This window comes from Thermoleptolyngbya sp. PKUAC-SCTB121 (genome assembly GCF_016919485.1).
In the GTDB taxonomy this organism is placed as follows: Bacteria; Cyanobacteriota; Cyanobacteriia; order Elainellales; family Elainellaceae; genus Thermoleptolyngbya; species Thermoleptolyngbya sichuanensis.
In genome coordinates, this window is record NZ_CP070366.1 from 972,810 (window position 1) to 995,912 (window position 23,103).

The 23,103-nt window shown below is 56.6% G+C and carries 21 protein-coding genes and 1 tRNA gene; 6 read left to right on the forward strand and 16 right to left on the reverse strand.

All coding sequences use genetic code 11. The annotated features are described in order from the left end of the window. The first annotated feature begins 152 nt into the window (after positions 1-152). Entirely contained in the window at positions 153-2,678 is a 2,526-nt protein-coding gene (locus JTM80_RS04075) for an Eco57I restriction-modification methylase domain-containing protein (RefSeq protein WP_205370657.1), read from the forward strand. A 26-nt stretch (positions 2,679-2,704) separates the two neighbouring features. On the opposite strand, the gene JTM80_RS04080 is transcribed toward JTM80_RS04075, so the two are convergent. Continuing rightward, positions 2,705-3,175: a single-stranded DNA-binding protein gene (locus JTM80_RS04080; protein ID WP_172356904.1), complete on the reverse strand. Its 471-nt coding sequence runs from the start codon at positions 3,173-3,175 to the stop codon at positions 2,705-2,707. Positions 3,176-3,821: 646 nt separating this feature from the next. Further along, positions 3,822-4,259: a DUF6918 family protein gene (locus JTM80_RS04085; RefSeq protein WP_205370659.1), complete on the reverse strand. Its 438-nt coding sequence runs from the start codon at positions 4,257-4,259 to the stop codon at positions 3,822-3,824. Between the two features lie 660 nt (positions 4,260-4,919). Between JTM80_RS04085 and JTM80_RS04090 the strand changes: the two genes are divergently transcribed. Next, positions 4,920-5,339: a DUF1622 domain-containing protein gene (locus JTM80_RS04090; protein ID WP_205370661.1), complete on the forward strand. Its 420-nt coding sequence runs from the start codon at positions 4,920-4,922 to the stop codon at positions 5,337-5,339. Between the two features lie 206 nt (positions 5,340-5,545). On the opposite strand, the gene JTM80_RS04095 is transcribed toward JTM80_RS04090, so the two are convergent. The 6 genes from JTM80_RS04095 to glsA all read right to left on the reverse strand — a co-directional run bounded on the left by JTM80_RS04095 (position 5,546) and on the right by glsA (position 11,624). Next, a complete protein-coding gene (locus JTM80_RS04095) occupies positions 5,546-6,772 on the reverse strand; it encodes a DUF3747 domain-containing protein (RefSeq protein ID WP_172356908.1) in 1,227 nt (408 codons plus the stop codon). Positions 6,773-7,099: 327 nt separating this feature from the next. Further along, positions 7,100-7,522, reverse strand: a complete 423-nt coding sequence (locus tag JTM80_RS04100) for a hypothetical protein (protein ID WP_172356910.1) — start codon at positions 7,520-7,522, stop codon at positions 7,100-7,102. Positions 7,523-7,728: 206 nt separating this feature from the next. Next, the gene (locus JTM80_RS04105) at positions 7,729-8,352 is read right to left on the reverse strand and encodes a Uma2 family endonuclease (protein ID WP_172356912.1); all 624 of its coding nucleotides are present in this window, start codon (positions 8,350-8,352) and stop codon (positions 7,729-7,731) included. A 137-nt stretch (positions 8,353-8,489) separates the two neighbouring features. Continuing rightward, the gene (locus tag JTM80_RS04110; RefSeq protein WP_172356914.1) at positions 8,490-8,960 is read right to left on the reverse strand and encodes a hypothetical protein; all 471 of its coding nucleotides are present in this window, start codon (positions 8,958-8,960) and stop codon (positions 8,490-8,492) included. Positions 8,961-9,476: 516 nt separating this feature from the next. Then, on the reverse strand, positions 9,477-10,175 hold the full coding sequence (locus JTM80_RS04115) for a fasciclin domain-containing protein (RefSeq protein ID WP_225906755.1): 699 nt from the start codon (positions 10,173-10,175) through the stop codon (positions 9,477-9,479). A gap of 423 nt (positions 10,176-10,598) precedes the next feature. Then, positions 10,599-11,624, reverse strand: a complete 1,026-nt coding sequence (glsA, locus tag JTM80_RS04120; RefSeq protein ID WP_172356916.1) for a glutaminase A — start codon at positions 11,622-11,624, stop codon at positions 10,599-10,601. 144 nt (positions 11,625-11,768) lie between these two features. Between glsA and JTM80_RS04125 the strand changes: the two genes are divergently transcribed. Both JTM80_RS04125 and JTM80_RS04130 read left to right on the forward strand, forming a co-directional pair. Further along, positions 11,769-12,638, forward strand: a complete 870-nt coding sequence (locus JTM80_RS04125) for an aldose epimerase (protein ID WP_172356919.1) — start codon at positions 11,769-11,771, stop codon at positions 12,636-12,638. A 267-nt stretch (positions 12,639-12,905) separates the two neighbouring features. Then, positions 12,906-12,977: transfer RNA gene (locus tag JTM80_RS04130), tRNA-Lys, on the forward strand. 36 nt (positions 12,978-13,013) lie between these two features. Here JTM80_RS04130 and JTM80_RS04135 read toward each other — a convergent pair. Beyond that, positions 13,014-13,592 carry a Uma2 family endonuclease gene (locus JTM80_RS04135; protein ID WP_172356921.1) on the reverse strand — a complete coding sequence of 193 codons (579 nt, stop codon included), beginning with the start codon at positions 13,590-13,592 and terminating at the stop codon, positions 13,014-13,016. Between the two features lie 301 nt (positions 13,593-13,893). Here JTM80_RS04135 and fba point away from each other — a divergent pair, with 301 nt between their 5' ends. Further along, complete coding sequence (gene fba, locus JTM80_RS04140; RefSeq protein WP_172356923.1) at positions 13,894-14,973, forward strand: class II fructose-bisphosphate aldolase; 1,080 nt, start codon at positions 13,894-13,896, stop codon at positions 14,971-14,973. Here fba and JTM80_RS04145 read toward each other — a convergent pair. After that, a complete protein-coding gene (locus tag JTM80_RS04145) occupies positions 14,970-15,116 on the reverse strand; it encodes a hypothetical protein (protein WP_172356926.1) in 147 nt (48 codons plus the stop codon). The genes fba and JTM80_RS04145 overlap by 4 nt on opposite strands. Positions 15,117-15,167: 51 nt before the next feature. Between JTM80_RS04145 and JTM80_RS04150 the strand changes: the two genes are divergently transcribed. Continuing rightward, positions 15,168-16,094, forward strand: coding sequence for a site-specific DNA-methyltransferase (locus JTM80_RS04150; RefSeq protein ID WP_172356928.1), 927 nt, complete (start codon positions 15,168-15,170; stop codon positions 16,092-16,094). Positions 16,095-16,230: 136 nt separating this feature from the next. On the opposite strand, the gene JTM80_RS04155 is transcribed toward JTM80_RS04150, so the two are convergent. From JTM80_RS04155 to sppA, 6 genes are all read right to left on the reverse strand, one after another. After that, positions 16,231-17,244, reverse strand: coding sequence for a TauD/TfdA family dioxygenase (locus tag JTM80_RS04155; protein WP_172356930.1), 1,014 nt, complete (start codon positions 17,242-17,244; stop codon positions 16,231-16,233). 295 nt (positions 17,245-17,539) lie between these two features. Next, the gene (locus tag JTM80_RS04160) at positions 17,540-18,232 is read right to left on the reverse strand and encodes a PEP-CTERM sorting domain-containing protein (RefSeq protein WP_172356932.1); all 693 of its coding nucleotides are present in this window, start codon (positions 18,230-18,232) and stop codon (positions 17,540-17,542) included. Positions 18,233-18,692: 460 nt separating this feature from the next. Continuing rightward, complete coding sequence (gene cofH / locus JTM80_RS04165) at positions 18,693-19,847, reverse strand: 7,8-didemethyl-8-hydroxy-5-deazariboflavin synthase subunit CofH (RefSeq protein ID WP_205370663.1); 1,155 nt, start codon at positions 19,845-19,847, stop codon at positions 18,693-18,695. Positions 19,848-19,863: 16 nt separating this feature from the next. Beyond that, the gene (locus tag JTM80_RS04170) at positions 19,864-20,544 is read right to left on the reverse strand and encodes an NAD(P)H-dependent oxidoreductase (protein ID WP_172356936.1); all 681 of its coding nucleotides are present in this window, start codon (positions 20,542-20,544) and stop codon (positions 19,864-19,866) included. A 232-nt stretch (positions 20,545-20,776) separates the two neighbouring features. Next, positions 20,777-21,235 carry an NUDIX domain-containing protein gene (locus tag JTM80_RS04175; RefSeq protein WP_172356938.1) on the reverse strand — a complete coding sequence of 153 codons (459 nt, stop codon included), beginning with the start codon at positions 21,233-21,235 and terminating at the stop codon, positions 20,777-20,779. Further along, positions 21,235-23,001 (reverse strand): signal peptide peptidase SppA, encoded by a 1,767-nt coding sequence (gene sppA / locus JTM80_RS04180; RefSeq protein WP_255548870.1) that lies wholly within the window; start codon positions 22,999-23,001, stop codon positions 21,235-21,237. Before sppA ends, JTM80_RS04175 begins: the two co-directional genes overlap by 1 nt. Positions 23,002-23,103 lie beyond the last annotated feature (102 nt).

Consider the following 23,103-nt stretch of genomic DNA (forward strand, 5'->3'; position numbering starts at 1 on the left):
GAGCGAGACGCGATCGATTCTGTGCCATCAATCCAATGCCATAGTAAGCTTTCGGATGACTGGATGGCTGTCTTCTAGCGGCTGTCTTCTAGCGGCTGTCTTCTGTGTCTTTTGGTGGAGTCTTCTCGCCGTTTTTCTGCGGTCGTCTTGCTATGCTTCAATCGCGCCAGTCGGATGAATTGCGCCAGTCGGATGCCCGTGGAGCCTATGCGGTAGATGATTTGCCCAGTGGAGCGATTCCCGTAGAGGTCGCTTCGCAAATCGCCCCTCATTCTCTGCAAGGCACAAGCGACCTGGAAACCTGGGCAGCGCGGAGCTATCGGCGGTTGCTGGACATCCTGGGCGATTCCCGTAGGGATTGCTTTGCGAATCACCAACCCACTCAGCCCGCCGACCACGCCCACGCTCGGATGCTGCTGCTGGCGCTGCTGTGCATCCCGCTCTATCAGCAGCGCAAACTGCTGGCAGTACATTGGCTATCCCTCAAACCCGATGAGTTTGCGCTAGATCAACTTTTGACCGCTGCCAATCATCAGCACGGGCTGGCGTTTCCGGTGGCGGCCCTGCCTTCCTTGTCGACCGAGGCGAATGCGGCCCTGCTTGCGCTGTTGCGATCGCTCTTTCTCTGCGCTCCCTACCCGGTGGCGCGGCTGGGGCAACTGTATGAGCAGTGCCTCGCCTGGGCCCCGTCATTCGGACAATGTGCGCCGAGGGCTGCCCCAAAAGCAGACGGCCGCAAAGCACGGGGAATTTACTACACGCCGGAGCCGCTGGTGAACTACTGCGTTTCGCAAACCCTGGAGCAGTTGTTGAGCGACCCTACCCAAAAGCTGCTGAGGGTTCCGCGCATCCTTGATCCGGCGGCGGGGGGAGGGGCATTTTTGCTGGCAAGCTATGATGCGCTGCTGCGGTGGGTGGCGGGTTGGCCTGCGAATTCGGCGAGTGTGGACGGGGCAACTGTCCCCCCCTGTACCCAGCGGACCCCAATCGCCCCAATAGATTGTCCAGATCGCCCAGATCGCCCAGATTACCCAGTGGATTGCCCAGTAAATCGCCCAGTAGATTGGCACACTCGTCAGCAAGTGCTGCTCGACTGTATTTATGGGGTGGATGTGGATGAAACGGCGATCGCCCTCACCCGTCTCTCGCTCCAGCTCAAGCTGTTGGAGGGCCAGCCGCCACCGGGATTTGTGCTACCCGACCTGACGCAAAATCTAGTTTGTGCCGACGCGCTGCTGGGTCTGGACTGGGCCACCGCCTTTCCATCAGCCGCACAGGCAGGCGGGTTTGACGGGGTATTGGGCAACCCGCCCTATATCGACGCTGCCCAGATGAGTCTGGAAACCCCCGACTGGCGACGTGCCTGCACCGAGCGCTATGGCTGCGCCAGGGGCAACTGGGACTTGTTTTGCGTATTTATCGAGCGATCGCTGGAGTTGTGTCGTCCAGGTGGAATGACGAGTCTGGTGGTGCCTAACAAGCTGCGCTCGGCGGGGTATGCTGCCACAGCGCGATCGCTCTTAGCAGAGAACTGTCAGCTTGTGGCGCTGCGGGACTATGCCCAGGTGGCGGTGTTTCGGGCGGCGGTCTATCCGCTGGTGTATGTGGCGCGGCGGGGAAAGCCGGAAAAGCCAGGTTTGGGTTCTCCAGGACAGGACTCGATTTTTGCAAGTGCGCCAGTGCCCTATGAGCCAGTGCCCTATGAGCCAGTGACCCAAGAGCTAGTGACCCAAAAGCCAGTGACCCAAGAGCCAGTGCCCTATGAACCAGTGCCTTATGAGGTGATGGAAACATTGACAGAGGTGGGACGGCGGCAATGGCTACACGCCAAGGGCGAAGCATGGTGGCTGGGCGATTCGCAGCAGGCAGGCAGCCTAATGGCGCGGTTGCAGCAGTTTCCGACGCTGGGGCAAATTGCCAGCGTGCGGGGAGCGGCGACGGTAGCCGAAGCCTATGACCTCCAGCGCTGGATTTGCAATCATCCCACGCCTGCCCCCAGCGACCTGCGCCTGGTCAACAGCGGCACGATCGATCCCTATCGCCTGCGGTGGGGCGATCGCCCGTTGCGCTATTTGGGCGATCGCTACCTGCACCCCATCCTGCCTGCACAACACTTGTGCCAACTTTCGCCCCAGCGCCAGCGACAGGCTACCCAACCCAAGCTAATCGTCGCGGGCATGACCCGACGGCTAGAGTGTGCGCTAGATGAGTCTGGGGGCGTGCTGGCGGGAAAATCGACCTCGATTATTCAAGCGCCCAACCCATCCTCCCCTCTAGCCAACCCTCTGGCGACCTGCCCTGATCTGCTGTGGCTGCTGCTGGCGATTCTGAACAGTTCGCTAATCCACTGGTACTTCGTGCAGCGGCATGGCGGCAACGCGCTCCAGGGCGGCTATTTGCGCGTGGGGCCGCCCCAGTTGCACCAGATTCCCATAGCGCTGGGTGAAAAGAGCGATCGCCCTGGGCTACAGCAAGTCCTAATTGACTTGGCGAAACAGCGGCATCACTGCGGAACAAGTCAAGACCTGAGGGCGATTCGCGAAGCGGTTCCTGCGGAAATCGCCCAGCTTGATGCCCAAATCGACGCAGCCGTTTACGCACTCTACGACCTGAGCGCACCTGAGATAGCAGAAATCCACGCAGAAGCTCGCCCGCAGACAAGCGGTTTAGCGGATTAAGCGGGTTAAGGATTAACCTGTCTAGCCTAGAACGGAATATCGTCATAGTCGGCCGTTTCCACGGGAGCCTTGGCGGCGGGGGCAGCTTTGGCCGTGGAGGCTGCATAGGCCGGCGGAGCAGCGGGAGTAGTCGCAGCGGGACGGGATGCGGCTGTCCCTGGTACGTCGGCAGTAGAGGACCTCAGGCTGGCATCAGCTTCGATGCGGTGAATGCGGGATACCGTTAGCTCTGCTCGCTTTTCCTTGAAGCCCTCTGGGCGGTCGATCATGTTCATACCCAGCCGACCTTCGAGAATGACGCGATCGCCCACATGAAACCCTGCCTGGATCTCTTGCGCCAGATTGCCCCAGCCCACTACCTTGATCTGTCCTGGCGGCTCGTTATCGCGCAGCGCCGCAAACTGCACCGTCATTTCAGCAATTGGCGTTTGACTATCGGAGGTATAGCGAAGCTGCGGCTCTTGAATCACCTCAGCCATCAAAATACAGTTGTTCATAAATGCTCCTGGCGGTGTGGTTGGCTCAACCCAAGCAGAGTACAGGTGTATTTCTTAAACTCATATTCTAACATCTGTCCCAGGCAGGGGATCCGGGTCGATTATACGGTGATGACCCTAAAAAAGCTGTCTGGCAAAAAATAGCGGTGAATAGGGCGCATCCCAGTTCTGCAAGTTTGCCCTCATCGGGTGCATGTCACTTTTGCAGATGCAGAACTTGAGTGATATCGCAACAGGGTAGCTGAAAGCCCTTAGATAGAGCATTACAGCCTATGCGTATAAGTACCTCCTTACAAAGATGACATGCTCCCGCCCTCATCCCCCAGTCCCTTCTCCCAAAAAGGGAGAAGGGGAGCCGGATTGGAAGTCCCTCTCCCGCTTTGGGAGAGAGATTGAGGGTGAGGGCTACAAAAGTGGGATACGCTCGGTGTAGACTTCGCTAGCCACGAAACGAATTGCCAAAAGAACTGCAAAACGAACATCAAAAAGAACCCAGACAAAACACGCTGGGTTATTCTTGGATTAATGGAAATTTTGGATAAAATCGCCGTCAGGAAGTTGCAGTCAGCGTCGGCAGCTTTAGGATGACGTTTCGTATGGCGCTAAGTTTCGCATGGCGCTAAATCCCCTCGATCCCAGCGCAGGGCTAGCTCTGGACGTGCGTTCCCAAGATTTGCGCCAGTCCAGGCACGGCTGCTTCTACGTCGCCCTTGACCGAGGTTCGCAGCTTGCCGTAGGAAGCCCGCACTACGCTGTTTTTGGCTTTTTCAATCTTGTGGTCGGTGACGCTGAGCAGGGTGTCTGCCGTGCGATCGCGGTTTTGAATTAGGTGCTGCACCGGGTCACCCGACTGGATGCCCTCGTTCCACATAGGGTCTAGCGCAGCGAGGGCTTCGGGCAATAGCCGCCGAATTGCGCCGGAAATGTAGCTTGGCTCTATGCCTTTCACAACTCCGTAAGCTGCTTTCAGCGCCAGCCCCGAAATGCCTCCTTTGCCGGCAACCTGTTCGTCGATGAGCTTGACGCAATCTGCTACGAGGTTTTGAGTGGTGGTTTGATCGCTGAGTGTGTCGCTAAGCGCCATGATGCTGTGCCTCTTTGCTGTGCCTCAATGGGTCGGTGAATGCGTCGGGTGAATGCGTTGGACAGAACTGCGTTGGACAGAAAAACTAGGTGGATGCATGGATCCGTTCGCGTTCACAGCGTTACTCTGCCCACTTCTTCTTGATCTAAGCCAGGTCATCTGGAATCTTAAGATTTCCATAGCGATCTTTGGACAGTCTTAACAAGTATGTAAATCTTTTTTTGACTGGAGCTTATTTTACAGCAGGATTTCGGTTCTTAGGCTCCAGTTCAGCTGTCTCATTTTTTCCAGGGCAGTTTGGTGCCCATTTCGGTCAGGGCTGAAATCACCAGATACACAATCACCAATCCGGCAGTGATTAGAAAAATTGGCAAGTCGTCTGGCATGAGAGAAGGGGCAAGGAGGGGGTTAAAACTCGAATCAAAGCCTCTCAGGGTTGGATGGATCTTTGGGCTTAGTTGGGCTGGTTATGAATCTCTGCTTTTGTCTGAGCATTCGATTTCCAGCTTGGATTTACTTGTTCAGTTTAGGACTTACGCACTTGCAATAAGCTAGCGGGATTTCAGACAATTTCTCGCGGGCTGCGCCCGCGAGAAATTGTCCAACTGCGTAAGTCCTACAGTTCATAGAAGTTCAGTTTATAGAAGTTTAGCGTTCCCTATGCTGGTTCATCTCCCGGCAACTGATTCACTGTCTGCAAGTAGCTCGCTGATCCACAGAGCAGAGTTTTTGCTTCAGGAGATGGCGCTGCTGCTGAAGATTATTCTGGAGTTCATTGCGATTTTGATTGTGGCGATCGCCCTCGTCAAAACAATCCGCAAGTGTGTTCGTATGTTTCGCTATCAGGGCTACATTGTGCAGCCGCCGATCCGGCTGGATTTGGGGCTTTCTCTAGCGCTGGCGCTGGAGTTTTTGCTGGCAGCCGACATTGTGGGCACGGCGGTTTCTCCCCACTGGAACGAAATCGCTAAACTGGCAGCGATCACGGGCATTCGCACCTTTCTCAACTACTTTTTGCACCGAGAAGTGCGGGAGCTTCAGGAGTCGCACAACGTGGTGCGCTCCTCCGAGGTCGAGTGAGGCGCAACAGAAAGCAGAAAAAATGCCCCCTGGGCCAGAACTTCCACCATCGGCAGAAAGCTGACTCAAGGGGCGATCGCCATTCGCCACAGAAGACAGTTATTGAGGTTCAGGACTTACGCACTTGCGATAGGCTTTCTGGGCTTTGGACGATTTCTCGCGGGCGCAGCCCGCGAGAAATCGTCCAACTGCGTAAGTCCTAGAGGCTATTGAGGCAGTTGCAGACAGTCGAGGGTTCGCAGCGTTGCCGCAGCCGCATAGTTGCGCTGGGAGGCGGCGTTAGGCGCAAAGTTGTTGCCCTGCTCATTCAGCGGAGACGCAACGCCGCAGAAGCCCGATAGCTCGGTAATAGTCGCCGAGGCCCAGTGGTTTGTGGTGTCGGCAAAGGTGCGGGTGGGCTGATTTAGCAGCAGGGTAGGCGACGAGCCACGCGCCGTCAGCGCAAACTCAGCGGCTCGCTTCAGCACCGACACCAGTTCAGCACGGGTCACGGGCTGTGCCGGACGGAAGGTGCCGTCTTCGTAGCCGCGCACAATGTTGTTATCGCGGGCAAATTGGATCTTGGCGGCGCTCCAGCGGGATGCATTGACATCTCGATAGGGGTCACCGCTGGCGGCGGCAGGAATCTGCAGATTGACGTTAGGCGCTTTGGTGAGCGCATCCAGCACCATCGACACCAACTGCTCGCGGGTTAGCGTATCCAGCGGGCGGAAAGTGTTGTCGGGGAAGCCCGAAATGAATCCAGCAGCAACCGCGTTGCGAATTTGCGTGGCGTAGATGTCTCTGGAAATGTCCGTGAAGGTGACCGGGACGGGCGTGGGGGTTGGGGTCGGCGTAGGCGTGGGGGTTGGGGTTGGCGTGGGCGTGGGCTGTGTGGCGACATCTCCGGGCGGGAAGACCCCTTCGTAGGTGAGATAGACGTGGCCCAGCGTGCGATCGCCAAAGGTGCGCTTGGTAAATCGCCAGCCCGGTTGCAGCGTAATTTTGGCAAAGTCTTCCGTTAAGCCATTCGCCCGTCCGATAAGCAGTTGCGGGCGAGAGCGGTCGTTGGGCACGCCCAGCATCACTAGGTCGCCGTTTTGCGGCAAAATCCGGATGCTGTAATCCAGCCCCATATCTTGGCCATTGACCCGGATCGAGTAGCCGTTGCGGTCGGTGGCGCGGTTGCAAATACCCGTGAAATCAAACTGGAGCAGCAGCGGTGTAACGATGGTTGGATTTGCCCCAGACTCGCTCCAGCAGGGGCGTGCATCAGACACTTGCTCCAAAATCAGCAGTCGGCGGGTGGTCACGCCAGAAGACGACACAGCGATAAATCGACCCTGGTCTACCTCTTGCTGACCAAAGGTGGTGGCAGAGGTGGGAGCGGAAATAGACAGAGCACCCAGCGCGATCGCGCTAAGGGCTACGAGACGATGACGCAAACGTTTCATAGCTGAGATGTGAAATGAAGTAGGACTGCAAAATTGAGTACCGCGGCCGGGCCGGATCGAGCAGCAACAAGACGCTGAGACTCAGATCTCCAGCACGATCGCCACCCGCTACCCACAGCGTAGGCATCAGAAGGTTTCCAAGCTTGTGGATTGACCGTTCGGGGCATCCAACCATTTGCAGTCGGTCTGCACCTGACATCTGCTAGTGTTCCCAAAGACGGCCCGCCGATCAAACGAAGTCGAGGAGCGGGGCGAGTAAAATGGGCTGATGTGGCTTGAGGCTTGGCTAGCTGGACGTTCCGGCTCATCCAAATCCTCGAAAGCAGCCTATTCCACTGGGCTAAAACTAACGACATCAGTACCAGACAACACTACAAACAGTTCGCGATTGGTGCGCCCAAACTGGCAGACAACGCTGACTACAGACTCGCCATTGGGCCTGCCGTCAGAAAGAACCGTAGAGCGAATGATTTGCCGAAATGGCCCACTCTCAGCCACAATATCATTCCAATAGGTCTGGATTGAGCGGGCGCTGATATCGTTTACATCTTGTAGGCTGGCTTCGTAGTCTGCAACGGCCGACTCGAACTGCTGGTCTCCAAGACGGGTGATAAAGCTTTCGGCGATCGCCGTTAGGGAAACTTGCGAAATTTGACGAGCTTCTGGAGCAGTCTGTGCCTGCGCTTGGGGTAGGGCAACGCCGACCAGCATTACGGCAGGAACGAGGACAAACAGAAACGCTGATTTCATAACGAATTCCATGGGGTAGATTCGAGCACCGATTCCATATTCCATGACTGTGGCTCAGTTCAATTTGTGCCCAGCGTTGAAAAGAAGTTTGGAAGCAACCAGGACACGAGAAATCGGAACTCGGTGTGGGTCATTCAATCCTATTTCCACCTTTCAAAGCACCCATGCGGTTCACAGCCCTGAAACCGCTTTTCTGTAATAAATCGTTAGACCAGAGCGTCTCCCTGGCGGTTCTCGTCCGCCGCTGGTGGGCGTTCTTTGGGGCTTGGGAAGTCAACGGCTTCGTAAAAGTCGGCGATCGCCCCTTCCCAGCCCACGCTGGTCAGCAACACGCGATCGCCCTCGCCATAGGGATGCAGCACCCACAGGCCCTCCTCGTTGCGACGAAACACGTCTACCTGGAGCCGGGTTTGAGAAATCAGGACATATTCTTGCAAGCTCTCGATTTGGCGATAGTCGGCAAATTTGTCGCCCCGGTCAAAGGCTTCCGTCGCTTCGGACAGGACTTCGACAATCAGGCAAGGATAGCGCTTGAAAGTATTCGTCGTGCGATCGCGCTCATCGCAAGTCACCATCACATCTGGATAGTAGTAGCAGTTCAGTTCCTCAATGCGGGCCTTCATGTCTAAGGCGTAGGCCCGACAGCTTTGGTTGCGGAGATGTCCTCGCAGGAATGCCCAACAATTGAGTGCAATTGTGACATGGGCATCGGTGCCGCCTGCCATCGCGTAGATATAGCCATCGCGATACTCATGCTTCGTAGGGCGGGCGGCTTCCTCCGCCAGATACTCTTCTGGAGAAACGTAGTGATCAACGGAGACTGCAACCATCGGGGCTGAGGTAGGCCAGAACAGCCATAGAGTCACTGCATAGGTTTATTGTATCGGCTTGGGGCGATCGCCCTTCCAAGACAGCGGTTTCGGCTTTTGCAATCGCTGTTTAGCAATCGCTGCTTAGCATTCGCTGTTTAGCATTCACCACCCTGCTTAGCGTTCCCATTGAATAGCTCATAGACCTGGGTACAAAACGACCGCAGCCGGGTCTGGATTTCTTCGACGGGCTGCTGCGTTCCCAGCACGCGCCACTCGCCAACAGTAGACAAGCGCCACTGCTCGCCCTGGTGCGTCAGCCCGACGGCTTCTAGACCAATGACGCGGCGGGTTTGGGCGATCGCCCCCTCGCCCGATTCTGCCGCTGCTTCATCCTCAAACAAGCGGATCTGCACCAAAATACTGCGGGCCTGAAACCGAGGACTCCAACCCGGCAAGTGAAAGCCAATGTCGATGGAGTCAGGATCTACCAGTTCGCGGGTGCCGGGGTCATTGGCCCAGGGCTTCAGGTCTGCCTGCGCGTCGGGAAAGTAAGACTTGAATAAATTAACAGCGGCGGCAATCTTGGCGGCTAGCTCTAGCCCCTTTGCCTGTTCTGCTGCATTCACGCTGCTTGCTCCTGCGATGAATCCCCGTTCGGGGTTTTGGAATTTTAGATTTTGGATTTTGGGTTTTGGACTTGGGTTTATGAACTGAGTTGGGCGTGATGGAGAATGCTTTGGCGAATGACTTGGCTAATAACTTGAGGAATGACTTGAGTGTAAATCTTACAGTTCAGCATGAATCACGGTAAAGGTACGAAAGAGCGGCGTTCTGGCAATGTCGCTCGACATAAACACTAGCCCGCAGGTGCAACTGCAATCTATAGTGCGATACGACCCTGCTGACCGCAGTCACGATCAACACTATTTCTCAGAATTCTCCAGTTTTGCTAATCCTCGCTGCATCAAAGATAGAAAAGTGCCCAGGAGACAAGAAAGTGCCCAACCGCCTGACTAATCTGCCAGGATGCTGGGCACTTGTGCCATGCTTTGGTGTGGAGCGGGGTCGCTGCTCAGCGCAGAGGCGATGCAATGACCCCACTTAGAGAGAGTAGAAATAGAGAACAGAACACCTTTAGCCCACTATTGCAGGTCGAGTCCGGGAGGAATCAGCACCTGATCGATTACGTGGATCACGCCGTTGCTAGCTACGATGTCGGCCTGGATGACGCGAGCGCCGGAGACAGTGACGGTTTCGCCATCCTGGGCGATCGCCACTGAGTTGCCCTCGACCGTTGCCACTTCACCGGGCTGAATCGCGTCTGAGGTGACGCTACCGGAAACCACATGGTACGCCAGGATTTGCTGCAACACACGCTGGTTTTCGGGCTGTAGCAACGCCTGCAACGTCTCTTCGGGCAGTGCCGCAAAGGCTTCGTTAGTCGGGGCAAACACGGTGAACGGGCCAGCTTCGTTTAGCGCACCGTCCAAACCTGCTGCTTTGAGGGCGGCTTCCAGCGTACTAAAGGATTCCCCTTGGGACACAATCTGGGTCAACGTGCCCGCTGCCATCGCAGTTGCCCCGTCGGTTCTTGGAGCAACATCCGCCGTCGGCATATCAGCAGGCGCTCCTACACCCGTGACCGTTGCATCAATGACCGTTTCGCCCATCGTCGTCTCGCCAGCTACGGTTTCAGACACAGCATCGGTCGTTGCGGCAGAGGGCATGACTTCATCCATCGAGGCCATGCCGGGGTAAGTGTAGGCTACAGTCGCCGTTACAACGCCCAGACCCAGCAGCTTGATCCACTGATTGCGAGTGCTCGTTTGCTTGATGTTCATGGTTACCTCTTTGCGACTAAACGCCTTGCTGAATGGTTAATCAACAACCCCGCATATTGCGAAATGTTGCGAATACTTGCAGACTCGTAGCAGTCTAAAATCAGCAGGCTGGAGAAACCGTCAACCAGAGGTAGGAGATTCGCCTATGGCAAAGATCTATCTCAGGACAGAGGAAAAACTCAGATAAACGGCGTTTTGCGGGAAACACTGCCCTAAAGCCTTGAAAAAGTTTCAAGAACGCGATGTGCAACTTTCAATCAATCTGCCCTCATCCCCCAACCCCTTCTCCCAAGTCGGCAGAAGCGGAGCAAGGGAGGCTTGAAGTCCCTCTCCCAGAGCGGGAGAGGGATTGAGGGTGAGGGGGATCGGCAACGTTGCACATTGCGTTTCAAGACTAAGCAAGACTAAAGATCTCAAAGAGGATTATGAGTTTTCTTTAGACAGCGAGATGAGACGCTCTTTTCCACCGAGATGCTCTAAAAAGTAGTGGCAGCCGCGAGACGAGTCGAATAAGTGCAGCCCAAATTCTTGCGAGATGGCTTCGCACACGCGCACGCCGCGCACGCTGTTGCCTCGGCCATCCAGCGGCGGCGAAAAGACGGCAATGCCAAGCTGGTCGGGCACGACGGCAATAATGCCGCCACAAACGCCGCTCTTGGCGGGCAGCCCCACGCGATAGGCCCACTCGCCCGCAAAGTTGTACATACCGCAGGTATACATAACGCTGAGCATGTCGCGCACATAGCCCGCCTCGACCGCGCGATCGCCCGTCATTGGGTTCACGCCCTGGTTGGCCAGCGTCGCCGCCATCACTGCCAGATCCCGACAGGACACCATCACCGAACACTGCTGAAAGTACAGATCCAGCGCTTCTTCGATATCCCAGTCCACCATTTTGAAATGGCGCATCAGGTAGGCCATCGCCCGGTTGCGATCGCCCGTGGCCCGCTCCGACACGTAGGTTGCCACATCTACCACAATGTCGTGCCCGACGTAGCGGCGAAACATATTTAGCAGGCGATTGAGCCGTTCCGTCGGGCCGTCGCCAGCAATGAGGCTGGTGGTGGCGATCGCCCCCGCATTGACCATTGGGTTATAGGGCCGCTTCGACGCTTCATCCAAAATAATCGCGTTAAAGGCATCGCCCGTAGGTTCTACGCCCACCCGCGCCAGCACATAGTCGCGCCCGTGGTCTTCCAGCGCCAACCCCTGCACAAACACCTTGGAAATGGACTGGATCGTAAACAGATGCGCCGTATCACCCACCTCAAACACCTGTCCATCCGCCGTTACCAGGCAAATGCCAAACAAATTGGGATCTACCTTGGCCAGTTCGGGAATGTAGTCCGCCACTTTGCCCCCGCGCAGCTCGCGGCAAGATTGGTAAAGACCTTCCAAAAAAGACTGCACTGCATCAGGTGTTCGACATAGGCTGGCATCGTCGGGCATGGCAACGTTTGGGGAATGGGGTGGAGAAGACAGGCGAGAAAAGCGGGGCTTGCCGCATCTGGAAAAACCCAGAAAATTCTAATAAATTCTGGGGTTTGTGCCAGAGCAGTCCATGATTAGAGGTGTCGTTATTTCCCCAAAGCCGTGTTTGAGGTTTCCCAGCACCCATCCCAATATCTCACCTATGCGCTGACCGATTCGGCCACCGATGCCCGCCTAGAGGTCGTGCCTGAGCGCGGCGGCATCATCACTCGCTGGAGCGTGCAGGGGCGCGACATTCTCTATCTCGACGAAGCCCGCTTTGCAGACCCCAGCCTCAGCGTGCGCGGCGGCATTCCCATCTTGTTTCCCATTTGCGGCAACCTGCCCAACAATGCCTACACCTACAACGGCCAGACCTATCTGCTGAAGCAGCACGGCTTTGCCCGCGACCTGCCCTGGCTAGTCACCCATACCGAAGCGCTGGATCGAGCCAGCATCACGCTCAACCTGAGCAGCAGCGACCAGACCCGTGCGCTCTATCCGTTTGAGTTTTCGCTGGACTTTACCTACATCCTGGAGGGCAATCGCCTGGTGTTGCAGCAGCAGGTCACCAATTCAGGAAATACCATCATGCCCTTTTCGCTGGGGCTACATCCCTATTTCTCGGTGTCGGACAAGGCGCGGCTAGATTTCGACATTCCCTCAACGCAATACGTAGACCAGCGCACGCAGGAAACCCACGCCTATATGGATGGGTTCGATTTCAGCCAGGACGAAATCGACGTGCTGTTTCGCAAGCTGTCGTTTCAGTCCGCAACGGTGGAAGATTTTCGAGAAAACCTGAAGCTGCGGCTGGATTTTGACGATCCCTACACGATGCTGGTGTTTTGGACGCTAAAGGGCAAGGACTTTTACTGTCTGGAACCCTGGACGGGGCCGCGCAACGCGCTGAACACGGGCGATCATTTGATCGAACTGGCTCCGGGCGGCACGGTGCGGACGAGTTTCCGCATCACGGCCCAGTTGTCGTAAAGCAAAGCCTAGCCTGGGGTGGCGTGGCTTTTCCAGCGGCTTTTCCAGTGGCTTTTCTAAAAGACGGTCGCGAATTTGCAGGACACGCGAATTTGCGGGACACGCGAACTTTCGGGACACGCAACCTCACAGGATATGGGAAGGGGCGATCGCCCTCGCTGCTACCCTCTAGTAAAGTCATCCAGACTTTCTTAGAAAAGCTTAGAAAAGATAGTCACACCTCACAGACAGGTGATATATTGATTAATCGGTGCGCTTGGCACTGACGGGTCGCTAGCTCAGCGGTAGAGCACTCGGCTTTTAACCGATTGGTCCTGGGTTCGAATCCCAGGCGACCCATTTTTTCTCAGAATTTTTGCTTTACGACTGCTGTTTTCAGGCTTGTGCAGCAGGCGATCGCAGGAATTCGCTGACCTGAATCACGCAGTCTGGGAAAGACAGCGGGGCGATCGCCTCCTGTTCCGACAAAATTTGTTCTGCACCATAGCCCGCCCCACCAGGGTCTCGAAATACGTATAGGCGACGCTCCTGCACGTCCAGAATCCAACATTCCTGAATGCCCGATCGCCCGTAAACCGGAACCTTCAGGTCGCGATCGCGGCGTAGCGTACTGTCTGCCACTTCAATCAGCAAGAAGATTTCCGCTGGCGTGGGGTGGTGATCTTCATAGTCCAGCGGGTCGGGGTGAACCATAGCGACATCTGGCTCTGGCTGCGAAAAATCGCTCAACTGCACCGGGTCTTGGAACCGCAGCAGCGCTCGACCCGCCAGCCGTTGTGACAATACGCGATCAATTCGAGTCACCGCTGCGCTATGGGCCGTTCCCTTGGCTGCCATTGTATAAAGCTGTCCCTCAATCAGTTCTACGCGCTCGTCGGCAGCCAGGATGCCCGCTTCCACCATGCGGCGATAGTCCTGCACGCTGAGCGATCGCAATTCAGGGGCGATCGTCATCGGTTCAACGCTCCTTGTAAATTCGTAAAATAAATTCGTAAATTCGGTGCCGTAAGCTCAGTGTAAATTTGGGTAAATTTTGGTCGATCCACAGCCAGATTAATCTGCCGTCGATATCTCTGTGCAAAAGACGGGATGAGCATTTATACTTAGAATAAATTAAGACAGGCTGCAACCAGACGATCCGCAGCCGACTTACTGGACGATCTCGCGTCCGGTGATAAAAGTGTCTTAAGATTATCGTAAGCTTTTCTTGTTCAACGCCGAAATTAGCTGAACACACCGACTAGGAGGAATTTCTATGGCGCTCGTGCCTATGCGACTGCTGCTGGATCACGCGGCCGAAAACGGCTACGGTATCCCTGCGTTCAACGTCAACAACATGGAGCAGATCCAGGCCATCATGCAGGCTGCTCACGAGACCGATAGCCCGGTGATTCTGCAAGCTTCTCGTGGCGCTCGGAAATATGCAGGTGAAAACTTCCTGCGCCACCTGATTCTGGCGGCGGTGGAAACCTATCCCCACATTCCCATCGTGATGCACCAGGATCATGGCAACGAGCCTGCGACCTGCTATTCCGCCATCAAGAACGGCTTTACCAGCGTGATGATGGACGGTTCGCTGGAAGCAGATGCCAAAACGCCCGCCAGCTACGACTACAATGTGGCCGTCACTAGCGAAGTGGTGAAAGTGGCTCATGCCATCGGCGCTTCGGTGGAAGGCGAACTGGGCTGCCTCGGCTCTTTGGAAACAGGCAAGGGCGAAGCAGAAGACGGGCATGGCTTTGAGGGCGAGTTGGATCACTCCATGCTGCTGACTGACCCTGACGAAGCCGTAGACTTTGTGGAGCGGACTCAGGTAGACGCGCTGGCCGTTGCCATCGGCACCAGCCACGGAGCCTACAAGTTCACCCGCAAGCCGACGGGCGAAATCCTCGCCATCAGCCGCATTGAAGAGATCCACAGCCGCCTGCCCAACACCCACCTGGTGATGCACGGTTCTTCCTCGGTGCCCGAAGACCTGATTGCGCTGATTAACCAGTATGGTGGCGCGATCCCCGAAACCTACGGCGTGCCCGTGGAAGAAATCCAGAAGGGCATCAAGAGCGGCGTGCGGAAGGTGAATATCGACACCGACAACCGTCTGGCAATTACGGCTGCGGTGCGCGAGGCGCTGGCTGCCAATCCCAAAGAGTTTGACCCCCGCCACTTCCTGAAGCCGTCGATCAAGTACATGCAGAAGGTCTGCGCCGACCGCTATCAGCAGTTCTGGGCAGCGGGCAACGCCAGCAAGATCAAGCAGGTTTCGCTGGAAGAGTATGCCGCCAAGTATGCCAAGGGCGAACTGACTCAGGTGGCTAAGAAAGCCGTCTCTGTCTAGTTTTGTTTGAATTTCAACTTGAACTTCAAGGCGATCGCCCCTTCAGGGAGTTGACCCATTTGGGCGATCGCTCTCCAATCAGCCACTCCTTCGCATTGCAGGGGCGGCTTTTTGATATCTGCAAAGACATTTCGAGAAAACATTCCGACCTGCCCCACTGACCTGCTTTGGGGGAATTTCGCTATAAGAAGGGAATGATTCGCAATCCTGCCCCCCAAAATCGCACGCTGCGGCTGACGGATGCCGAGCGATCGCACTTTCGCACCCGTCTGCTGCGGCTAGATCGTCCCATGACAGTGGATGAATTGCTAAACCGCACAATTTGCCAGGATATGTTTGAAGCGGCGGCGTGGCTACCCGGTGAATTTGTAGATCTGCTGGTGCTAGACCCACCCTACAATCTGAGCAAGCAGTTTAACGGGCAAACCGTCCGGCGGCGATCGCTCTCAGACTATGCCGCCTGGGTGCAGTCATGGCTGGTGCTGCTGCTGCCCACGCTCAAGCCGACGGCCTCGGTCTATCTCTGCGGCGACTGGCAATCGTCTCCAGCGCTATATGAGGTGGCCGCGCAGCACCTAATCGTCCGCAACCGCATTACCTGGGAGCGGGAAAAGGGTCGCGCCGCCCGCGCCAACTGGAAAAACTGCTCGGAAGACATCTGGTTTTGCACCGTGTCGCCCGACTATTACTTCAACGCCGAAGCCGTGCGGATCAAGCGGCGAGTCCTCGCACCCTACACCCAAAACGGCAGCCCCAAAGACTGGCAGCGCCAGCCCAACGGCAACTTTCGCCTTACTGCCGCCTCCAACCTGTGGACCGATTTGACCATTCCTTTTTGGTCGATGCCCGAAAACACCGACCACCCAACCCAAAAGCCCGAAAAGCTGCTGGCAAAAATTATTCTCGCCAGTTCCCCGCCCGGAGCCGTGGTGTTGGACCCGTTTCTGGGTTCCGGCACGACTTCTGTCGTTGCCAAAAAGCTAGATCGGCAGTTTGTCGGGATTGAACTCGACGAGACTTACGCTTGTCTAGCGGAAAAACGGCTGGCGCTGGCCGAGGGCGATCGCCGCATCCAGGGCTACACCGACGGCATATTTTGGGAACGGAATAGTAGGGGTTAGGGGTTATTGCTCCGCAACGCTAACGCGAGGGGGTTTGGGATTAGGCAAAATCAGATTATCCGTGCCAAAACCGCCAATTCAAAATCCAAAATCGCCAATCTAAAATCAAGATCGCGGGTTAGGAAGCGGACAGAAACTACTCGAATGTGGTGCGGATAATGCGTTCGCCGGGGAGCCGATCGACGGCGGAAAGTCCTAAGTCGCGCACGACGAAAGACCGTTGCAGCCAGCGATCGCGCCCGTCGTAGCGGGGCACAAAGGACGAGCGGCCGTGAACCGTGCGGCGATTGTCGATGCAGAGCAGGTCGCCCGTGTCGAGCTTGATGCCGCGATAGACCTGGGCGATCGCCTCTCGCAGCGCTGTCAACGCCTCTTCTGCCTCCGGCGTGGTAGCGGTCATCAGGTCTTCATCATAGTTCAAAAACGGATCGTTGCGGCGGCCGTAGAGGACGGGCAAAATGCGGTCACTCTGCTGCGTGCGATCGCGATTGCCAAAGGAATAGTCGATCCCGGTGCGATAGAGCGGCTGGAACAGGAGGTCTTGATGCGCCTCCGACAGCAGTGGCAGAGCATGGGCGACGCTGGCGTAGGTGGTTTCGGCCATGTGGTCGTGGTCGGGCCGCAAACAAAACAGCAGCAAAAACTCTGGCGGGTAGGGATGAAACACGGTTTCTCGGTGAAACTGGAGCCGGGTTTGTGACCCTGTAGACACCTGCACATGCTCAGTTCCCTTGACGGGAGCCAGGTTTTGAAACAGGTCGCCGTTTTTCTCTTGAATATAAGACACCAGATGCCCAAGACGGCTGCCGATCATTGCCAGACAGCGCTCGCTAACGAAGGTGGTTTTTTGGGGCGATCGCTCGGCGTTGGGCGGTGTGGGAATGCGGTACAGCCCTGGATCAATCGGCAGCCCGCGAATCAGCAGGATGCCGTCGCTGTTCGAGCGCACCTGAAACTCTAGGAGCGATCGCCGCACAAAGCGGGGCATCTCGTCTGCCCGCATTTCACAATCAAACAAAAACTCTTCGGTGTCCTGGTAGGGATTGGGCCCCGGTGCCAGAAACAGGTTCATCGTCGCTTCGTCAAACTCGCCGCAGTCTACTATTTCTGGTGTTTCTGGTGTTTCTGGTGTTTCTGGAATTGACGGCAAAGTCGCCGGGGGTTGCAAAGGGGGTTGTAGGGATGCTTGGTGTGTGGATGCCTGCGTCAACATCTCGATTCCTCCTCAGACCTGGAACGACTATAGCCGCCAGATTGGGACGATGGCGGTTCAGTCACAACAGTTCTGCACTAATGCACTGCTAGTGCGCTTTCTCCAGCTTAGCCTTCGCGATGCTTAAGTTCCCAGACTGTAAAAAAGCGCGAAAAAAGCGCAAAAAAGGCGTACCCGATGCCCAGGTACGCCCCTTGCCAAGACTTCTCGAAGTCGATAATGATGCTGATGATTACGCTTCGGTCTGCTTGGCTTGCTTGCGCTTTACCGAATAGCCTGCACCCAGCGCTGCCAGGCTACCCAGAATCGTCATCGGCTCCGGAACCGCAGTGCCCGTAGGCGGAACCACTGTGGGCGGCTTCTCAGGATCAAATGCCGTCGGAGCAACCCCATACTGCTTGGCGCTGCCACTACCGCCGTTGGGGCCAGAACCGACTGCTTGAAGACGAACCGCAAAGGTCTGGTTGAGGAACTCCTGAACCGTCAGACCAGCCTGGGCAATCTTGAAGGTAGTAGAAGTCAGCAGCCCGCCTGCGGCCCCCACGGTGCCAAACTGAACCGCCATTTCAAACCGCTGACCAATATTGCCACCGACGATGTTGTTGGTGTTGAAGGCAACTTTTGTTACGTCTTGCCCGGTGACATTGCTCGCCTTCAGCGTGTTGTGGTTGAACGTGCCGCCAAAGTTGAAGTAAACCGCCAGCAGGTCGCCAATATTGTTGGAATCGTTGACCTTGAGCGTTACTTCAACGCCATCTTCCACATCTTTTGCAAAAATATCGACGTTAACCGGAGTGCCGCTGCGAGTGCCATCAGAGGCCGAGAAGCTAAGGCTAGCGGCGTTGGCAGGGTTGACCGCTGCCATCAGAACCACGATGCCCGTAGAGGCAAGTGCCGTAGACCAAGTAGTGAGTGCGTTTTTCACGAATCCAAACCTCTTGATGTAGTGATCAAAGGGCGCGGCTGAGAGAAAACTCAGAACGCGCTGTGTTAATGCCCCCTTATTCCATGCGCCTTATTCCATGCGCCTTATTTCATGCGCTCCATTCACTGCGCTGTGTCTGATTCAACACAGGATGCTGTACACAATGCGGAGAGAATATTTCGCGCAAAACATTGTATTCCTGACTACATTTAAGATACCCACTCTATTGAGTTAAGTACTCTTTTATACACCATTCTTGATACGATCTTTAAACTTTGCCTTCTGGGGATGAATTCCTGTAAAACGACCTGGAGAATTGAGGAGTCTGAGTAAAACAACTCCATCACAGAGCCATCTGCCACGGCAGGAGCAGACTCGCGTTGTATAAAAGATGATCAGATATACCGTAATAGTACGAGTTTCACAAATCTTTCTGTGGCGCTGATGAATCGTCGCCGGGTCAGGACACACTGGAGACAACGGGCTGATACAGGGTGTCTCGCTGCTGGGCAGGGCGATCGCACTGGAGAATCGCCGCCCGCAACTCTTCGACCGTCTTGCACGTACCGCCCTGGGCACCCGCCATGCTGGTGATGTGTTCTTCCATCAGCGTGCCGCCGAGGTCGTTGCAGCCCCATTGGAGGGCTTCTGTTGCGCCCGCTAGCCCCAGCTTTACCCAGCTTGGCTGATGGTTGGCGATCCAATTGCCCAAAAAGAGCCGGGCTACTGCCGTCAGCTTTAGCGCGTCGGCCAGCACGGGCTGATCGCGCCCCACCCGACGGCGCAGGGGCTTGGGCGCGTCTTGTCCCACAAACGGCAGCAGGATGAATTCGGTGATGCCCGTCGCGCCTTGAGAAAGAGAGGCCTGCTGGAGCGATCGCACTTGACCGAGATGCCGCATCTGCTGCTCTGGCGTTTCGATGTGCCCAGAGAGCATCGTGCTGGTGCTGGGCATTCCCAGGCGGTGGGCAGTGGCGACGATTTCTAGCCACTCAGCAGCACTAATTTTTTCAGGACACAGGATTTTTCGCACCTCGTCGTCCAGCACCTCGGCCGCCGTTCCAGGCATGGAGCCAACGCCCGCGTCTTGCAGAGCCACAATTACCTCGGCATAGCTCAACCCATCCTGACGGGCGATAAACTGCACCTCTTGGGGCGAAAAGGCGTGCAGGTGGAGTTGGGGGAATTCGCGTTTAATCAGGCGCACCAAGTGGACATAGTAGGAGAGCGATCGCCCCCCGATCCGTGCCTCTGGATTTAGCCCGCCCTGCATACAGATTTCTGTCGCGCCCTGCTGCACGGCTTCGGCAGCCTTTTCTAGAATTGCGCCTTCGTTTAGCCAATAGGCTCCGGCCGCGTCGGCATCGCGGCGAAAGGCGCAAAAGCTGCAATGCTGTTCGCAAATATTGGTGTAGTTGATGTTGCGGTTGATGACATAGGTGACGGCCTCACCCACCTGTCGTCGTCGCAGTTCATCAGCGGCCTGGCGGAGCGCGGCGATCGCCCCTGGGTCGGTTTGCCGCAACAGCGTCACGCCCTCCGCCTCGGTCAGGTCTGCCCCCGACAGCGCCCGCTCTAGGATGTGGCTCACGGTTCCTGGATGCGTCGCTACCATAGGTGCCTTAGCTTGCCTAGTCGATATAGCTGATTACTTCCTCTAGAGGATAGCGAACCTTGGGACGGGCGGCCGACTTGTCATCCTCGGCGCGATAGCCCGCAGGACACATCACCACCGACGCATACTCACCGCCCGCCAGCCCCAGCAGTTCGTCTACTTTAGCAGGTGCAAAGCCTTCCATCGGGCAGGTGTCTACGCCCAGCAGCGCCGCCGCCGTCATGAACTGACCCAGGGCAATGTAGGTCTGGCGCTTGGCCCATTCGTGCAAATCCAGCGGGTAGGGCGGCTTGTCCAAAAAGCCCTTGACCACATTGGCAAAGCCCTGCAAATTTTCAACACTGGTCTGCTGCACGTCCGCCATGCGAGCGATGTAGTGATCGACATCGGCCGCGTCGGTCTTGACTTTGGCAGCAAACACGACCAAATGCGACGCATCCACCACCTGCGTTTGTCCCCAAGACAGGTCTACAATTTGGCGGCGCAGTTCTGGATTTCGCACCACCAGAAATTTCCACGGCTGAAGCCCAAAGGACGAGGGCGCAAGCACCAGGCTCTGTTCCAAAACCTGCCAAGTGGGTTCGGGAATCGTCTTAGACGGGTCAAATTTTTTGGTGGCATAGCGCCATTGAAGCTGCTGAAGCACTGTGTCGGCAGCAACCGGATTCGGAGCAATCGGATCGGCAGAAAGTGTCATAAGAAATGGCCTGGTGTGAAGTGGCTTGTAGCAGAAACGCATCCAATAGGGTCAGGACTGGCGCAGTTAAGTTCCCTGAAACTCTCTTAAAGAAGGGAGACTTGCCGGAGAAGGCATTCCCACTAGAAGGCTAAGTTAATATTTGCTTAATAGTTCAACCGTGTAAAGGTTTAGTGCGAAAACATTCTGCAAAATATTTGCTGAGCTTGCAAACTGTTACGCGCCAAACTCATCAGGCAACCCGGCCGAGCGCCCGCAGGGCTGCCCAGGCGCGAGCAGAGCAGTCCTCCTGGCGCAGATTGGCGATCGCCCGCCACTGAATGCCCTCTGGGCCCACCTCAGTCGGGTCGCCTTGCAGCATTGCAGGACGTACAGGCAGCGTGCATTGGTGAATCAGGTGAATGGTGTGCGAGATGGGCGCGTCGGCGTTGGGGAAAAACTGCTCGAACACGGTCAACAGGCGATCGCACTGGAAGTCTTGAATCCCTGTCTCTTCCCAAACCTCGCGGCGTAGCCCCGTCAAGATGGGTTCCATCGGCTCTAGCCCGCCCCCTGGCAAGTCCCAGCAGTCGGGTTCTGGCGGCGATACCTGGTGCAGCATCAGCACCTCATCTCCGTCCACAAACAGCGCGACGACGGCGACGCGCAGCGGGGGCCCTGGGATGCTGGATATCGGCTGGGTGTCCGACATTATTCAATCCTCAGGTTAAAGAGCAGGCGCATATAGAGGTTGGCGGGATCGTCCAGTAGCTCGAAGATTTCCAGGTCAGATTGCAGCGCATCGAGGCGATCGCCCAGCAGGGTACGGCTCCGAGAATCTTCCGGCAGACGGCTCTGCAAATCAGACAAAAACTGTTCGCCGAAGCTGAGGCGCTTGGGATATTCCTCCACCGACCAAGTTTCCAACTTCGCCTCGGCGGCGGCTTCTTTGAGCGCGGCTTGCAGCCCGCCCAGTTCGTCCACCAGCCCCACCTCTTTGGCCGCTACGCCCGACCAGACGCGCCCCTGCCCCACCTGGTTAACCTGCTCCCGCGAGAGGGGCCGTGCCGATGCTACGGTGTCTAGAAATGTACCGTAGGCTTGCTCGGCCATCCGTTGCAGCAGCGCCATTTCTGCTTCGGTGCGGGGGCGGGAGGTGGTTTCGATGTCGGCATAGCGCCCCGTTTTGATGATGTCCCAGGTAACGCCGTTGCGGTTTGCAAGGGTCTGGAAATTGGGCACGAGTCCAAACACGCCGATGGAGCCTGTGACGGTGTTGGGCGAGGCAAAGACCTTGCTTCCCTGGGCAGCAATGTAGTAGCCGCCGGAAGCCGCAACATTGCCCATCGAGGCGATCACGGGCTTTTCCTTTCGCATCAGCGTCACTTCGCGGGCGATCAGATCAGAGGCGACTGCGCTGCCGCCGGGACTGTTGATCCGCAACACCACGGCTTTGATCTCCTTATCTAGCCGCAGATCTCGCAGCAGCTTCACGAAGCGATCGCTCCCGATCTGCCCCGTGCTGCCCGTGCCGCCCACGATGTCGCCGTTGAGATAGACCAGCGCAATTCGATCGCCCCGCTTTTTCTCCGCCGCCACCGCCTGGGCGTAAGTGCCCAAACCAACACTGCGAAAGGTCTTGTCGTCTTCCTTGCGGTCGGTCAATTTTTTTAGGTCAGCGAGTACCTCATCGGGATAGGCGACCCGATCGATCAGTCCTGTGGTCTTCGCCTCGGTAGCCATGAGCAGACCGCCACTGTCGGCGATCGCCTGGATCTGGGTGGGCGACAGGTCGCGGTGCTGGCTGGCGGTTGTAATCACTTCAGTCCACAGATCTCGCAGCAGCGCTTCGGTTTGCTGACGCGCTTCGGGGCTATTGTTCTGGCGGGTAAAGGGTTCCACCGCCGACTTGTAGCGCCCCACCTGAAGCACCTGCACACCCACACCGAATCGCTCCAGCGCCCCTGCAAAAAAGGTCATCTCCGAGCGCAGGCCGTTCATCTCCAGCACGCCCGCTGGGTTCATGGCCAAATCGGTTGCCGCCGAAGCCAGGTAATAGTCCCGCTCGCTCCAGTTCACGTCGTAGGCGTAGATGGGTTTGCCGCTGTCGCGGAAGGTGTCGAGCGCCTGCCGCACTTCCCGAAGCGTGGCATAGCCTGTGGTGGCAGGCAGATTCCCCTCCAGCAATAGCCCCACGATTTTTTTGTCTGCTGCGGCCGCTTCGATCGCGTCTATGGCGGTTCGCAGCGAGACGGGCTGGCGGGTCGTGCGCCCAGAGAGCGCCTCTTGAAAGACCTGGCCAGGGTTCACCGAAACGGGCGCGTCGGCAATGCCCCGATCCAGATTCAGCGTCAGCACGGATTTATCTTCGACCCTGGGCCCGCTGTCGCGTCCAGAAAGGGCGATCGCCACCAGCAGCATCACCATCCCGCCTGCGCTCAGCACGCCAAATAGCGCCAGCCCAGTCAGCGTTGCCAATACATTCTTCAGAAAATCGCGCATGGGAGTGAGGAATTGTGTGGATTTTGGATTTTAGATTGGCGATTTTAGATTGCCACATTATTGCCAATTTCAAGAGTC